Here is a 15,487-nt window from a genome sequence, read left to right on the forward strand (position 1 = left end):
GCATGGACGCCACGATCGCGGATTACCTCTGGTGGCAAGATTTTCGGCCGGACTGGGCCGATGCGCACTGCGTGACACTGCTCGATGCCGCGACCCCGGAGCAGGTGATCAGCGATCTGGGTGGTCACCTCATCGATCGGGTAACCGGTATCGATGCGCTGCTGGCGCACGCCGCCGCACACGCGGGTGAGTCCTACAACCCGACCGAGGCGCTCATCGGGGTGGCCTGCACCGAGACCGGCTGGACGATGATCGCCGAGGTGAACGGATATCTGGGCGTCACACATGAACTCATCCGGCCACTCACCGTGGGCCGGACCGTCGTCGCGCACTTCAAGAACATCAACGCGGTCTATCAGTTCGCGTGGTGGCGCGATGGGCGGCTGCTGACCGATCTGGATCTGCTGTTCCCTGCCGAGCGTGCCGGCGACGAGCCCGACGCGGCATTGCACCATCTGAAGGCCATCGGGCTCACGCTGGATCCCGACCAGGATGTCTCGGCACTGAATCTCAGTGCGGCCGCATTCGCACTCGCCGAGCGAATCACCGGGGTGGCCTGCACCCCCGCATTGTTCGAGCGGGCCGACTTCACGGTCGCCGTCGTACCCATGTCCGCGGGCTAGGGTGGAAACCATGTCCAGCATCGATTTCCGGGTCTTCGTCGAACCACAGCAGGGCGCGAGCTACGCCGACCAACTCGCGGTGGCCCGCGCCGCCGAACAGCTGGGGTATTCGGCGTTCTTCCGGTCCGACCACTACCTGGCGATGGCAGGTGACGGGCTGCCCGGCCCCACCGATTCCTGGGTCACCCTGGCCGGTATCGCGCGGGAGACCTCCACCATCCGGCTCGGCACCATGGTCACCTCGGCCACCTTCCGCCATCCCGGTCCGCTGGCCATCGCGGTGGCCCAGGTCGACGAGATGAGCGGCGGCCGGGTCGAACTCGGCATCGGCGCAGGCTGGTTCGAGGCCGAGCACCAGGCATATGCCATCCCGTTCCCACCACTGGGCGAACGCTTCGATCGGCTGACCGAACAGTTGCAGATCCTGACCGGCCTGTGGGGTACCCCGGTCGGTGAGACCTACGACTTCGCCGGAACCCACTACACGATCAAGGACTCCCCTGCCCTGCCCAAACCCGCACAGCAGCGGGTGCCGATCATCATCGGCGGTGCGGGCCCGAAGCGAACCCCGGCGCTGACCGCCCGCTTCGCCGACGAGTTCAACATTCCGTTCGCCTCACTGGAGGATCTGACCGCTCAGTTCGACCGGGTGGCCGCCGCCGTCGCCGCGGCCGGACGCGCCCCGGAGTCACTGGTGTACTCGGCGGCGTTCGTGCTGTGTGCCGGCGCCGACGAGACAGTGCTGACGCGGCGGGCCGGGGCGATCGGGCGTGAGCTGGACGAGATGCGGGGCAATTCGCCGGTGGTCGGCACCCCGGCCGAGATCGTCGACAAGCTCGGCGCCTTCACCCGAGCCGGTGTGCAGCGGGTCTACCTGCAGGTACTCGACATGTCCGATCTGGATCATCTGGAGTTCTTCGCCTCCGAGGTCATCGGGCAGCTGGACTGACACACCGCTACGATCGGTGGCCGTGACGGGCGATCCCAAATGGCATGAGCGAACGCCCACCCTGCTCGCCGCGAGTGTGGCGGCGCTGGTCGCCATCGGCCTGGTCGTGTGGCTGACGATGACGCTGGTCCGCCAGGTGAACACCCCGGCACCCCCGCCGGATTACGTGACGCCGAGCTTCTCCGATGACAGCGGAACCTCGTCGGCCACCACCACCGGCTCGACCTCGCCGACCAGCAGTTACGTGCCGCCGCAGACCAGCGACATCCTGGGACCCGAAACCAGCGAGACGACCACCACCACGACGACCACCACCCGCGAGCGGACCCGCACCGAGCGCACCCGGGACAACGACGACGAGGACGACGAAGAAACCACCACCACCCGGCGCAACCGACAGAACGAGACCAGGACGCTGTACCCGATCCCGGCTCCCTAACGACCCAGCGCGTGGAACTCCGCGACCAGCGCCTCGGCGCTGCGGACGGCGGCCCGGCAGGCCCGCGCGGTGAACGGGTCATTGAGCGGGTGCTCCGCGCGGCGGCGCCAGCGCTGGGTGGCGGCAAACGCCGCACGTGGGCCGTCGTCGGGTCCCAGGCCGGGGACCAACGGCCCCAATCCGAGCCTGCTGGCCGCGTCGGTACCCGCCGCGCCGATCAGCCTGCGCAGCGAGGCCATCTCGTCATCAGTCAAGGTCGTTGGGCGCGAACGTAATTGGCTCAGCAGTCGGAGTTCCTCGAAGGCGTGCGTGTCGGCAAGCAGCGGGTCGATGTCGGCAAGGATCTGTCGGGCCGCGTAGATCGGGTTCACCTGCACGAACCGCCGCAGCGACAACAGCGCGGTATGCGCCTTGAGCAGATCCGAACGCTGGGCGAACTGCTGGTCGATGACATCGCGCAACGCGATCAGACCGCTGCGCTCCAGCAGTTCGTCGGCCAGCGCCACCGAATCGCTGATACCGGCCCGCAGCACCGCGATCGAGATACGCAGGCCGAACATGCCGAACCGCTCCAGCAGGTCCGCGCGGGTCGCGGCATCGACGGGCAACGACTCGTCCTCGCGGACGAACCGGTCAGCACTGAGCATCGCCTTGGTCAGATCGGCGGGTTCCATGGCCGCCAACTTCTCCAATGCGACGAACTCGCTCTGGCGCAGCGTCCGCGCGGTCAGCGCAAGCAGCCCGGAGACCGGAACCACCGCCTGGCAGATGCCGGTCTTGTCCATCTCGGCGGTGAACCGCGTCGCCACTTCGCGCGCGGACAACATGGCGTCGAGACGTCCGGCGCCGATCTCGTCGGCGCGGGAGGCGACCCCGATGACACCCAACGCGCCGGTCTCACCGCCGGTGAGCTCACCGATCTGTTTGAGCAGCGCGATATCGGCGGCGTTGAGGGTGCGCAACAGGAACACGACCGCGTCGACGCGCGGCACCCCGTCCTGGGGCACCAGCAGACGCAGCGTGCGCTCGGAGACATCGCGTGACAGCGAGGACGTACCTGGCGTGTCGATGATGGTGGCGTCGATCAGTTCGGCGGCCGGCCAGGCGACGTCGAGATCCTCGACATCGTCGGGGTCCAGCCCGGCGAAGCTGAACGTCAGACCACGCTGCCCGTCCTCGGTGGCCCGCGCGATCGGCACATTCGAGGTGCGGCCGTCGCGGTGGTTGGCGGTCACCTTGGGAGTGGGTCCGTGCCGGAACGAGGTCACGATGCGGGTGGCCTCGGTGGCGTCGGTCGGGGCGATGTCCTCCCCGACCAGGGCGTTGACCAGTGTCGACTTACCGGCTTTGAGGGTGCCTGCCAGCGCGATCCGCATCGGCTGGTTGAGCCGGCGGCCGATGCGATCCAGTTCGGCATGCACATCGGGCCGGTTCCGGTAGGCGGGATCGGCCCGATAGGCATTGACGGTGCCGGCCAGGATGGCGCGGACGTGATCGCTGGTGCTCATGACCCGGACAAGCTTAGTGACTAGCCGCCCACCAGCTTGTCGGTGTTCTCGATCACCTGACGCAGGATGTCGAGCTGACGGCGCAGTTCCTTGATCCTGGTGTCGCGCTCGGCCTCCTCGAGTTTGGCCGAGGACAGCGCGGCCTGCAGCGACTCGTTGAGTGACCGACTGGTCTGGTCGGCGATGCTGCGGTAGTGATCGCGCAGCTGACGCTGGATGGCGCGCAAGCGGTCCCGGGACTCCTTGTTCACCACGAAGGAGACGTCGTCGACGAAGCGGCGCACATTGGTCTTGGCTTCGTTGCGCACCCGCAGCATCCGGTTCTCCATGTCCTCCTTGTAGGCCTTGCGCCCCAACAGGAATCCTGCCCCCAGCGACAACGGGTTGAACATGCCGAGCCCGGCGAACGAGGTCAGCATGCCGAACATGAGGATGCCTCCGTAGGAGCCGCGCATACCGGTGACCACCTTGTGGCCCGCCTTGATCGGTTTGGCCTCCAGCCGGGCAAGCGATTTGAACTCACCGAACCCGGCGCCCATATCGCGGGCACTGACCTGGGGTAGTTCGACGGCATCCAGGCCGGCCTCCATGAAGAGCCTGGCCACCTCGGCGGCCAGGGCGTCGGCTCGCTGGTAGGCCCAGACGAAGTTGTCACCGACGGCCGTGGCCACGGCATCCTCCAACTCCGCACCGACCTCGGCCCAGTGCAGGGTCGGGTCACAACCGTCGATCACCTTCTCGGTGTGAGCGGTGATGTGGCGGAATCTGTTTCGCAGATCGTGGTCGATATCTGCGGTCAGGTCGGCGATACCGTCGTTGAGCCGCTGTTGCCACAGCGCGGTCTGCTGGAGCGCGTTCTGGGCTTCCTGCTTGCGACGTTCCAGCTCGGCGGTGAGCCTCTCACGGGTGGCCGGGTCGTCCAACGCGGCCAACTCGGTATCGATGGACAGCCGCAGATGTTCTGCGGCGGCGCGTATTTCGGTGACGACATGGTCGCGGATCCGGTCGGTCTCGCGTGACATCACCTTCTCGGAAAGGAACGAGATGATGGCCGGGAAGTTCGACTCGGCGTTGAGCTCCTTGTCGTTGAGGCTGATGGCATGTCCGCGCAGCACCGAACTGGCCGGGATCACCGGGATCTGGACTCCGGCGCGACCGAGGTGGGCGGTGTCGACGCCGACGATATCGCGCCAGTACGGGTACAGATCGGTCTTGGTGGCGATGACGGCGGCCACCGGACAGATCTCGACGGCCTGCCGGATGAACGTCAGCTCCGGTTCGGTGAACTCCTGGCTGGTATCGCTGACCATCAACACCGCGTCTGCATCGGGCAGCAGACCCAGCGTCGCCGAAAGGTGCGGCTGCCCATGCCCGCCCACGCCGGGGGTGTCGATGAAGGTGAGGCCGTTCTTGAGCATCGGCGCGGGTGCACCGACCTCCGCGCGCAGCACCTCCCGGCCCAGTGCGACCGGCAACCGGCGCAGGTCCTTCTTGAGGTCGCCCATCTCGATGGGCGCGTATTCCAACCCGCCCGGCCCGGCGAGGACCAGTCGAGCCGACGGTTCCTCGGCATAGGAGACGACGGTCGCCACGACCGTGCTCTCGTCGTCGCCGACGCGGGCGACCGGCAGGTTGAGCAAGGAGTTCAGCAGCTGACTCTTGCCTTGTTTGAGTTGTCCGGCGATGACCACCCGGATGTGTGGATCGGCGATCTTGTCCTTCGCGACGCCCAGCCGTGCCACCAGATCGGTGCGCTCGTAGAGCTCGGCGATTCTGGTGGTGTGGTCGATGAGCTCGATGATGACCTTCGTGTTGCGAGGATCTGAGCTCGTCGGCGCGTTCGTCGTCATCAGGGTTCCCTCCTGGCGTCAACGGTAGGCGTGCGAACTGGCGGGGACCAGAAGCGGTCCCCGCCAGTTCTCGGTGGAGGGTTTTTCAGAACAGTCCGGCGTCGACGTTGGTCTCGACGTGGGTGTCCATGTTGGTGTGGATGCCCACCGAATTGTCGACCGAGCTGTCGACCGAGGTGTGCTCGGAATTGTCGACCAGGGTGTGGTCGGCACTGTTGTCGAGGACACCGGAGTTGTCGACGATCGTGATGCCACCACCGCTGCCGCCGTCGCCGCCGACGGCGCTGCCACCGCCGAGCAGTCCGCCGCCGGCCACCGCGCCGCCGCCATGGCCGCCGCTGGTGTCGACATCGTTGAGCACCGGGCCCTTGTTGCCGGAGATGATGTCGTCGCCGGCGATCTGCGAGTTGTCATGCACCTCGTTCTCGCTGCCCACGATGACCGGCGAGTGGTTGCCGGTCTTGACGTCGACCTCGGAGTTGTCGGTGACGTTCTCGTCGCCGACGACATTGTGGTGACCGGTCACGTTGTCGTCGCCGACCACGATGTCCTTGCCGGTGACGTTCTCGTCGCCCACCACGTTGCCGTTGCCGGTGGTGACGGTGCCCGCGTTGTTGCCGTCGACCACGACGCCGCCGTCTGTGGCGGTGTTGGCGGTCTTGTTGCCGAAGGTGATGTCACCGAAGCCCAGGTTGAAGCCGCCGACCTGAGAGTTGGCCCCGGAGCTCTGGTCCGGGCTGAGGAACTCGGCGTTGGTGCGGTTGTGGCTCGCGATATCGGTCTCTGGGGCGAAGGTGCGCTGCGGGGCGTACATCGGAGCGAACGAGTTGGCCAGGCTGTGGTGGTCGGCAACCGCGCGCTGCAGGCCGAGGATGGGGTCCCCGCCGCCGAGGGCGACACCGGCCGGGGCCGCCGTCGCGGCAACGGCGTGCAGCTGGGCCGCGGTGACGTTGGGCAGACCGGCGTCGCGCAGCGCCTGCTCCGGGTCGGCGATGAAGGCGCCGGCCACGTCGGGGCTGCGGAACAGGTCGAGGATGTAGTCGATGATGGTGGTCATTTCGGTGCCTTTCTCGATCTTGGCTCAGGAGGCTTTGTTCCTGTCGCTGGATGGTCCGGCGAACTGAGGACAACGTTATGGACCCGCCGACCCCGCTGAAACGGGGTTGATTCCCCTTCCGACCGAGCCCCGTACAGGGGTTTAGGGGGTGACCCCATTAGGGGATTAGGGGATGCCTTTGGGGAGTCGACACCTGCACACGAAAAAGCCCGCCCACAGTGGCTGCGGGCGGGCTCGTCCTCGGCGGATCAGCCGAAGGTGTGGAAGTCGTGATGCTCGGGGTCGACGGGTTGCTCGGGCACAGACCAGTCGGCCACGACGGGTTCGAACCCCGGATCGGCGACCTGCTCGTCGACGATCACCGGACTCACCGGAAGATCCTGATTCGTGAACACGTCGTCGAGGGTGGCACCGACGTCGTGGACCTCCGGCGCGGTGTCGACCACGGAAGGAATATCGAGATGGTGCAGGTCATCGACCGTTGTCGGGACCGCATCGTCGATGCCGAAGGCGTCGAACGCCGCGGTGGCCGCGCCCGTGGCCCAGACGTTGGCATCGGCGGCGGGAGCCACGGTCTCGCTGACCACCGGAATCAGCTGGTTCACATCGGCGATCGTGACGTCGGTCAGCCCGGCATCGGCGATCGCCTGGGTGGGGTCGGCGGCGTAGCTTGCCGCGACATCGGGGTCACGCACCACCGCCATCACGAAGTCGAGTAGCGAGTTACTCATCAATCCCCGTCCCTGAAGTCCGTTACATCTGACGCTCGTGCACCGATGTTATCCACGACGGCGGCTCACGAGATCGGTGTTGAACCCACTCGCCGGCATCACCGGTTAGGGGATGACCCATTAGGGGTTTCGACACGTTAGGGGGATTACCGCTTCCGCGGGATCCCAGCCGATAAGGTGTGGCAGGACTGATGAGCAAAGACGAGGGAGGGGCCGCTCCATGAGCGACTCGCTGGGGTTGTCCGTCGGGGCGACCAATTTGGTGGCGGCCCGTGCAGGTCGGGCGCCGGTCACCCGGCGGTCGGTGCTGACCGTGTTCACCGACCGGGCACCGGAGGTGGGTCTACCGAGCGAAAATCCCAACCTGGGCGGCCAGGGCCTGGTGCTCGGCGGTTTCGTCGACCGGGTCGGCGACCCGGTTCCGCTGGTCGCCTCTGACGGCTCCTCGCACCGGGGCGAACAGGTACTCGCCGAGGCACTCGATGCGATGGCACATACGGTCGGCGGCGGCAACCCGATCACCATCGCGGTTCCCGCCCATTGGTCGGGCAATGTGGTGGCGGCTCTGCAGGGGGCACTGCGCAACAAGCCGGGCCTGGCCAATGCCGCCCTGGTGCCGGATTCCATTGCCGCACTTGCGGGTCTGCGTACCGCCGGTAATCTGCCGTCCGCCGGCGTCGTCGCCCTCGTCGATCTCGGTGGCAGTGGCACCAGCGTGACGCTGGCTGATGCGGGTGCCCAGCTCGCCCCGATCGGCGCGACGCTGCGCTACCCGGAATTCTCCGGCGATCTGATCGACCAGGCGCTGCTCAATCACGTCATCAACGGAATCGCCGATGCCGGCGCAGCGGACCCGGCCGGAACGGCGGCCGTGGGATCGCTGGGCCGGTTACGCGATGAATGTCGCCGCGCCAAGGAACGGCTGTCCGCCGAAACGGCGACCGCGATCCCGGCCGAACTACCCGGATTCAGCTCCGAGGTCAGGGTCACCCGATCCGAGCTCGAGCAACTCATCGAAGCCCCGCTCGGCGGCCTGCTCGGCGCAATCGACGAGCTGTTGCAGCACAACAACATCGGCCCCGGTGACATCTCGGCGGTCGCCACCGTCGGCGGCGGTGCCGCCATCCCGCTTGTCACCCAGCGACTTTCCGAACGCCTGCAGGCCCCGGTGAGCACCGCCCCGATGGCGGCCGCCGGCGTGGCCGCGGGTGCGGCACTGGTGGCCGACCTGGCGTCGGAGGCGGGCGCGGCGACCGGTCTGGCTCCGGTGGCATCGCCGGATGCGGCGCCGACCGGCATGGCTCCGACGATGGGCTGGGCCGGCGCCACACCCCCCGCCGAGGAGGGACCGTCGGGCGGGTTGGCCTGGTCGCAGGACGAGGACGCGCCCACCGGCGAACCCGTGCCCTACCAGGGGCCGGACTACCAAACCGGTTACGCCCCAAGCCCTACCGATGCCCGCCCGCAGCTCGAATTCGCCACCGGTGAGGACGACTACCCCGCCGAACCGGCCCCACTGCCCTGGTACAAGCGGCCGCCGCTGCTCTTCGGCGCCGCGGCCGCCGCGGCGCTGCTGGCCGTCGGCGGGCTGGCGGTCACGCTGACCGGCAACAGTGGACCCAGCGGCCCGGTCACCGAAACCGCGACCAGCTTCTCGACCGAGCCGGTACAGACCACCCAGACGGTCACCGTCACGGGCGAGAACGGCGTCGTCACCACCTCGGAGATCCCACCACCACCGCCGCCCCCGTCCAGCAGCACCACGACGACCACGCCGTCCACCACTTCGTCGACGACCACAACGACCACCACCACCACGACAACAACAACGACCACCACCACGACCACCACGACGACGCCGCCCACGACGACGACTCCGCCGGTGACCACCACCCAGCCTCCGGTGACCACCACGCAGCCGGTCGTCACCACCACGGCGGCCCCCGCCCCCGAACCGGCTCCAGAACCGGCGCCCGAGCCGGTGGATCCCGTCATAGACGGCGCCGCCTAGTCCGACCGTGATCCCGGCGCTGCTGCAGGCACCGGCCGATCCGGTCCGGGTGCTGGTCACCGGCGGGATCGGTACCGGCAAGACGACGTTGCTCGGCACGGTGCGCGCCGCGCTGCGCAGCGCCGGGGTGCCGGTGCTGAGCCGGGTCCCGCAAGCCGGGGAAGCCGTTTCCGCAGCCCTGGTCATCGACGATGCGCACCTTCTCGACGACGACCAGTTGGCCGTGTTGACCGAGCTCGCGGCCGACACCGACCGCACCGTCGTGGTGGCGTGTGAACCCTCGGCGCACCGGGATGCCCTGCGCGCCTTGACCATTGCCCTCACCAGAGAGGGACCGGCGGTCTCGCTCGGACCGTGGACGGGGGCCGAGATCCACCGCGCCGCGGCCGAGAAGAACGGCGGCTCCCCCGACCCCGAGTTCGTCGCGGCTGTGCATACCGCGACCGCCGGCCTGCCGTTCCTGGTGCACGCCGCGGTGTCCGCACCGCACCGCGCGCCGGCCGATTCGGCCCGCTTCGCCCTGGTGGAGCGGCTACGCCAGATGCCCCAACCGGTCCTGGACACCGTGTTGCTGTGCTCGCTGGTGTCCGGCCTGGGAGCCGACGATATCGCCGCGGCACTGGGCCTGGACATCGACCCCGCCCGGCAGCTCGTCGACGGGGCGCATGCCGGCGGCTTGCTCGCCGCAGGCAGGCAGCGCGGTTTTGTCAGAACCGTGCACCGCGCGGCCGCCGAGGTCGTCGGAGCCGCCCGCCATCACGACCTCGAACTGTCTCTGCTGCGCACCCAGATTCAGATGTCCACCCTGACAGTCGATCTGGCCCTCGCCATGGCCGAGCACGGGCTGCGCGATCCGCAGCTGGCCGCGGCGCTGGCCGACCTGGCCGCAGGCCACCGCGACCAACCGGCGCAGGCGGCCCGGCTGTACCGCGCGGCCGCCGACGCCGGGTCAACCGAGCTCAGTGCCGAGCTCGCCGACGCGCTCGCGCTGACCGGGGACTGCGCGGCCGCGGCGCGGTTGGCCGACGAGATGCTCTCCGCTACGGATCCGGCTCAGCGCGCCGCCGCGGTCCGGGTCGCGGCAAGTGTCGCGGTCCACGACGGTGCTGCCGCACAGGCTGCCGATGTGTTCGCCTGGCTGGGCCCCTACCCCGACGCCGTCATCGCATCAGCGGCGGCGGTGGTGGCGATCGGTACCGGCGACACCGCGGCGGCGCGCGCCGCCCTGGAGATACCGGATGCCGGACCGCCGACCTCGACCGCGCGGGCATCACGCCGGCTGGCCGAGGGCCTGCTCGAGTCGCTGACGGCGCCGTTCCCGACCGCGATCGCGACGTTGAGCCAGGCGGTCACGGCCGACCATCCGATATCGGTCGTCATCCCGGACAGCCCGTCCGCTCTGGTCACCCTCGCCGCACTGCACGGTGGCGACGCGGTGCGTGCCCGCAGCATCATCGGCCGGGCGACGCGCGCACATCCCGAACCCTTCACCGCCCAGCGGCACCGGCTGCTGTGGGGATGGTCGCGGATGCTGGACGGCCGGCTGGCCGGGGCCACCGCCGAGGTCGCTGCGACCGACGGTGTGACGTTGCATCGCCGCGATGCGCTCTGGGCGGCGGCGTTGCGCACCGCGATCGCGCGCCGCAACGGTGACAGTGGCGGGTTGCATAAGCATTGGTATGCGGCCATGGAGGTGCTCTCGGAGTACTCGCTGGACCTCTACTCTCTGCTGCCGCTCGGCGAGCTGTGGGTGGCGGCCGCCCGGCTACGCCTTGTCGACCAGGTGCAGCATCACATCGATACCGCCTTCGACCTGCTGGAGCGCCTCGGCAAACCGGTGCTGTGGTCGGTGCCGTTGCACTGGGCCGGCGTGCATGCCGGCATCCTGTCCAACTCCCCCGACGCCGTCGCCCCACACGGGCACGCGCTGACTGCGGCGGCGCCGCACAGCACTTTCGCCCGAGCACTCGCAACGGCGGGCCGGACCTGGCTTCGGGTGCTGGCCAATCAGGTCGATGTCGACGAGGTCACCGCGGCCGCCAACGGCCTGGCGCAGTTCGGACTCACCTGGGACGCGACGCGGCTGGCGAGTCAGGCGGCACTGCAGACCCCGGATCCACGGATCTCGGGGGTGATGCTGCAACTGGCCCGCGATCTCAAGATCACCATGACGGACCCGGACGGATCCGACGGTGATCTTCCCCACAGGACAGAGCGCCCGGAAGCGGGCGCCGACCCGGCCACGACGTCGACTCCCACGCCGGCCCGGCCGGCGGCGTCCTCGACACTGTCCGACCGCGAGCGCGAGGTCGCCGAACTCCTTCTGCTCGGTATGCCCTACCGCGATATCGGCAGCCAGTTGTTCATCTCGGCCAAAACCGTCGAGCATCACGTCGCCCGCATCCGTCGCCGGCTCGGCGCGGAGTCCCGTTCGGAGATGCTGTCGATGCTGCGCGCGCTACTCGGTACGCCCGCCTGAGCGGTCGCGCCGGAGCGCTCGCAAGGTAGCCAACCGACTAGTTAGGACAGCCTTGCTAGCGGTGCCAACTTCGGTGATGTAACTATGAGCAGGCAACTAGCCTAAGTTACCCGTGAGTAACCGCGCTCAAGTTACCGGCTAGTAACTGAAATCACTGGGAGGCACGCCGTGCAGCACACTCTCGAAATCAGCAGATTGATCCTCGGACTGCTGATGACCGCCGTCGTGTTGGTGTTTGCTGCAAAGCGCGTCCTGTGGCTCACCAAGCTGATCAGCTCGGGCCAGAAACTCGGTGACGAGCGCGGCCGCAAGGACGATCTCGTCCGCCGCTTCCTGAACCAGAACAAGGAAGTCTTCGCGCAGTCGAAGCTGCTGAAGTGGTCCATCCCGGGCATCGCGCATTTCTTCACGATGTGGGGCTTCTTCGTCCTGGCCACGGTGTATCTGGAGGCCTACGGCGTCCTGTTCGACCCGGAGTTCCACATCCCGTTCGTCGGTCGCTGGGCCGTGCTGGGCTTCCTGCAGGACTTCTTCGCCCTCATGGTCTTCCTGGGCATCGTCACCTTCGCGATCATCCGCATCGCCCGCGAGCCCAAGAAGATCGGCCGCGAATCCCGGTTCTACGGTTCGCACACCGGTGGCGCCTGGGAGATCCTGTTCATGATCTTCCTGGTCATCGCGACCTACGCGTTGTTCCGCGGTGCCGCGGTGAACGTGCTCGGCGACGAGTTCCCCTACCAGAGCGGCGCGTTCCTCTCCGACGGTGTGGCCTGGCTGCTGGCCCCGCTGGGTGCGACCGCGAACATGTGGATCGAGACGCTGGCGCTCATGGGCCACATCGGCGTCATGCTGGTGTTCCTGCTGATCGTGCTGCACTCCAAGCACCTGCACATCGGCCTGGCACCCATCAACGTCACCTTCAAGCGGCTGCCGGACGGGCTGGGCCCCCTGCTGCCGATGGAGCACAAGGGCGAGAAGATCGACTTCGACGATCCCGCCGAGGACGCGGTGTTCGGCCGCGGCAAGATCGAGGACTTCACCTGGAAGGGCTACCTCGACTTCACCACCTGTACCGAGTGCGGACGTTGCCAATCGCAATGCCCGGCCTGGAACACCGGCAAGCCGCTGTCGCCCAAGCTCGTCATCATGAACCTGCGCGACCACATGTTCGCCAAGGCGCCCTACCTGATCGAGGGCAAGCCCATGCCCGAGGAGGGCTCGGTCGACTTCGCCGAGCTCGGCGACAGCCTGCACGGACACGGTGTGCCCGAGGACGGCTTCGCACGCATCGAGGGTTCCGGCCCCGAGCAGGCGCTGCGCCCGCTGGTCGGCACCGCCGAGCAGGGCGGCGTCATCGATCCCGACGTGCTGTGGTCCTGCACCAACTGCGGTGCCTGCGTGGAGCAGTGCCCGGTCGACATCGAGCACATCGACCACATCGTCGACATGCGCCGCTACCAGGTGATGGTCGAATCCGAGTTCCCCGGTGAGCTCGGTGTGCTGTTCAAGAACCTGGAGAACAAGGGCAACCCCTGGGGCCAGAACGCCAAGGACCGCACCAACTGGATCGACGAGGTCGACTTCGACGTGCCGGTCTACGGCCAGGACGTGGAGTCCTTCGACGGGTTCGAGTACCTGTTCTGGGTCGGCTGCGCCGGCGCCTACGAGGACCGCGCCAAGAAGACCACCAAGGCCGTCGCCGAACTGCTGGCCACCGCGGGTGTGAAGTTCCTGGTCCTCGGCACCGGCGAGACCTGCACCGGCGACTCGGCCCGCCGCGCGGGTAACGAGTTCCTGTTCCAGCAGCTGGCGGCGCAGAACGTCGAGACCATCAACGAGCTGTTCGAGGGTGTCGAGACCGCCAAGCGCAAGGTCGTGGTGACCTGCCCGCACTGCTACAACACGATCAACCGCGAATACCCGCAGCTCGGATCCGACTACCAGGTCGTGCACCACACCCAGCTGCTCAACCGCCTGGTCCGCGAGAAGCGGCTCATCCCGATCAACCCGGTCGGCCAGGACGTCACCTACCACGACCCCTGCTTCCTCGGTCGCCACAACAAGGAGTACGAGGCGCCGCGTGAGCTGGTCGGTGCGGCAGGCGCGAAGCTGACCGAGATGCCCCGGCACGCCGACCGCGGCCTGTGCTGTGGTGCCGGTGGCGCCCGGATGTGGATGGAAGAGCACATCGGCAAGCGCGTCAACCAGGAACGCACCGAGGAGGCGCTGGACACCGGCGCCTCGGCGATCGCCACCGGCTGCCCGTTCTGCCGCGTCATGATCACCGACGGTGTCGACGAGGTGGCCACCGCGTCCGACCGGGAGAAGGCAGAGGTGCTCGACGTGGCGCAGCTGCTGCTGGCCTCGCTGGAGACCAGCCTCTACACGCTGCCCGAGAAGGGCACGGCGGCCAAGTGGTCGGCCGAGCTCGCCGAGAAGCGTGCCGAGGCCGAGGCCGCCGCCGCGCCCGCGGTCGAAGAGGCCGCCGAAGAGGAGCCGGTCGCCGAGGAGACGGCCGCTCCCGCGAAAGCCGCGGCTCCGGCCGCCGCCGCCCCCGTCAAGGGCCTCGGAATCGCCGGTGCCGCAAAGCGCCCCGGCGCCAAGAAGGCAGCATCGGCGCCCGCGGCCGAGGCCGCACCCGCCGCCGAGACGGCCGCTCCGGTCAAGGGTCTGGGCATCGCCGGTGGCGCCAAGCGTCCGGGCGCGAAGAAAGCCGCACCCGCGGCAGCGGCACCCGCCGCGGCCCCGGCCGAGTCGGCACCGGCCGAGCCCGCGAAGCCCGAACCCGAGGTCAAGGGACTGGGGATCGCCTCCGGCGCCCGCCGTCCGGGGGCCAAGAAGGCAGCACCGGCCAAGGCCGCACCCAATGAGGGTGAGCCGACGGTGACCCAGCCGCCCAATGTCGATCCGGACAAGGCCGAGGCAGGTGCCAAGCAGGACACCGCCGATTCGGATATGGGGCTGAAGGAGTCCAAGCCCGAGCCGCCCGTCGTCGGATTGGGTATCGCCGCCGGCGCCCGTCGTCCCGGGGCGAAGAAGGCCGCCGCGCCCAAGCCTGCCGCCGCACCCGAACCGGCCGAGGCTCCGGAAGCTGCTGATGTCCCTGAAACCGCAGCGGCCCCTGAACCGGCCGAGGCCGAGGCCGCCCCGGCGGCGCCGAGCTCCAACGGATCCGGCGATGACGCCCGCGTCGTGGGTGACGAGCCCCCGGTGAAGGGTCTGGGTATCGCCAAGGGAGCGCGTCGACCGGGTAAGCGCTAAACAGTTCCGCGATTTGTGGAGCGGCGACCGTAACCATTACGGGTGCCGCTCCACAGTCGTTTCAGAGCGCTTTCAATTGGAATGGCGTGGCGCTGATGATGCCGCCGGGACATTCGCCGTTCGAATCGGCTGACAGCACGCCACCGAGCGTCACCGGATCGACGGTCATATGGACTATTGCCGGGGCATAACTTCCGTCCGGGCAGATGAATCCGTCGGGTTTGGTGACCGAGAAATTCCAGATGCCGCCGACCAATGTCATGGGTGTCGACCAGCCCTGGTTGCTCGATACCGTGCCGGTGCACCCGGAAGGATCGCAGGTGCTGGCCACCACCCAGACGTTGTCCGGGTCGCCCTCGGCGCCTGAATAGGAGCCATTGAGCAATGGCGGTGCGGCCTGGGCGGGCGCAGCCAGGGCCAGGGCTGCTGCCGCAGCAATTCCCACTGCCGCAGTCAGCGAACGTGTCATCGACGTCATAATGGATCGGAAAATAGCACCGTAACGGCGGAAAACGGCGTCGCGCGGCCGCGAATTTACCGTCGTGACAGTCAAACCGTTATGCGGCACGAAAATCGGGT

Annotated in this window: 11 protein-coding genes; 6 read left to right on the plus strand and 5 right to left on the minus strand. The window is 68.2% G+C overall.

Annotated elements, in window-relative coordinates; translation table 11 throughout:
• The first annotated feature begins 2 nt into the window (after positions 1–2).
• From IC40_RS26670 to IC40_RS0122725, 3 genes are read left to right on the plus strand one after another with little or no spacing between them, the layout of a single operon-like run.
• A complete protein-coding gene (locus tag IC40_RS26670) occupies positions 3–623 on the plus strand; it encodes a DUF6461 domain-containing protein (protein WP_036470645.1) in 621 nt (206 codons plus the stop codon).
• Between the two features lie 10 nt (positions 624–633).
• The gene (locus IC40_RS0122720; RefSeq protein WP_030136968.1) at positions 634–1,572 is read left to right on the plus strand and encodes an LLM class F420-dependent oxidoreductase; all 939 of its coding nucleotides are present in this window, start codon (positions 634–636) and stop codon (positions 1,570–1,572) included.
• Positions 1,573–1,594: 22 nt separating this feature from the next.
• Entirely contained in the window at positions 1,595–2,011 is a 417-nt protein-coding gene (locus tag IC40_RS0122725) for a hypothetical protein (protein WP_234411538.1), read from the plus strand.
• Here IC40_RS0122725 and IC40_RS0122730 read toward each other — a convergent pair.
• The 4 genes from IC40_RS0122730 to IC40_RS0122745 all read right to left on the minus strand — a co-directional run bounded on the left by IC40_RS0122730 (position 2,008) and on the right by IC40_RS0122745 (position 7,157).
• Positions 2,008–3,519 carry a dynamin family protein gene (locus IC40_RS0122730; protein ID WP_030136970.1) on the minus strand — a complete coding sequence of 504 codons (1,512 nt, stop codon included), beginning with the start codon at positions 3,517–3,519 and terminating at the stop codon, positions 2,008–2,010. The two genes, IC40_RS0122725 and IC40_RS0122730, sit on opposite strands and share 4 nt — an antisense overlap.
• 20 nt (positions 3,520–3,539) lie before the next feature.
• Entirely contained in the window at positions 3,540–5,369 is a 1,830-nt protein-coding gene (locus IC40_RS0122735) for a dynamin-like GTPase family protein (protein WP_030136971.1), read from the minus strand.
• A gap of 85 nt (positions 5,370–5,454) precedes the next feature.
• Positions 5,455–6,426: an IniB N-terminal domain-containing protein gene (locus IC40_RS0122740; protein ID WP_030136972.1), complete on the minus strand. Its 972-nt coding sequence runs from the start codon at positions 6,424–6,426 to the stop codon at positions 5,455–5,457.
• A gap of 248 nt (positions 6,427–6,674) precedes the next feature.
• The gene (locus IC40_RS0122745; RefSeq protein WP_030136973.1) at positions 6,675–7,157 is read right to left on the minus strand and encodes an Rv0340 family IniB-related protein; all 483 of its coding nucleotides are present in this window, start codon (positions 7,155–7,157) and stop codon (positions 6,675–6,677) included.
• A 220-nt stretch (positions 7,158–7,377) separates the two neighbouring features.
• Here IC40_RS0122745 and IC40_RS0122750 point away from each other — a divergent pair, with 220 nt between their 5' ends.
• From IC40_RS0122750 to IC40_RS0122760, 3 genes are all read left to right on the plus strand, one after another.
• Entirely contained in the window at positions 7,378–9,168 is a 1,791-nt protein-coding gene (locus IC40_RS0122750) for an Hsp70 family protein (RefSeq protein ID WP_030136974.1), read from the plus strand.
• 7 nt (positions 9,169–9,175) lie between these two features.
• The gene (gene iniR, locus IC40_RS0122755) at positions 9,176–11,647 is read left to right on the plus strand and encodes an isoniazid response ATPase/transcriptional regulator IniR (RefSeq protein WP_036470648.1); all 2,472 of its coding nucleotides are present in this window, start codon (positions 9,176–9,178) and stop codon (positions 11,645–11,647) included.
• A 213-nt stretch (positions 11,648–11,860) separates the two neighbouring features.
• The gene (locus IC40_RS0122760; protein WP_051644423.1) at positions 11,861–14,908 is read left to right on the plus strand and encodes a (Fe-S)-binding protein; all 3,048 of its coding nucleotides are present in this window, start codon (positions 11,861–11,863) and stop codon (positions 14,906–14,908) included.
• 61 nt (positions 14,909–14,969) lie between these two features.
• On the opposite strand, the gene IC40_RS0122765 is transcribed toward IC40_RS0122760, so the two are convergent.
• On the minus strand, positions 14,970–15,377 hold the full coding sequence (locus IC40_RS0122765) for a hypothetical protein (protein ID WP_234882662.1): 408 nt from the start codon (positions 15,375–15,377) through the stop codon (positions 14,970–14,972).
• Between the last annotated feature and the right edge of the window lie 110 nt (positions 15,378–15,487).

The sequence above is a fragment of the Mycolicibacterium neoaurum ATCC 25795 genome (assembly GCF_000691525.1).
GTDB classification, from domain to species: Bacteria; Actinomycetota; Actinomycetes; order Mycobacteriales; family Mycobacteriaceae; genus Mycobacterium; species Mycobacterium neoaurum.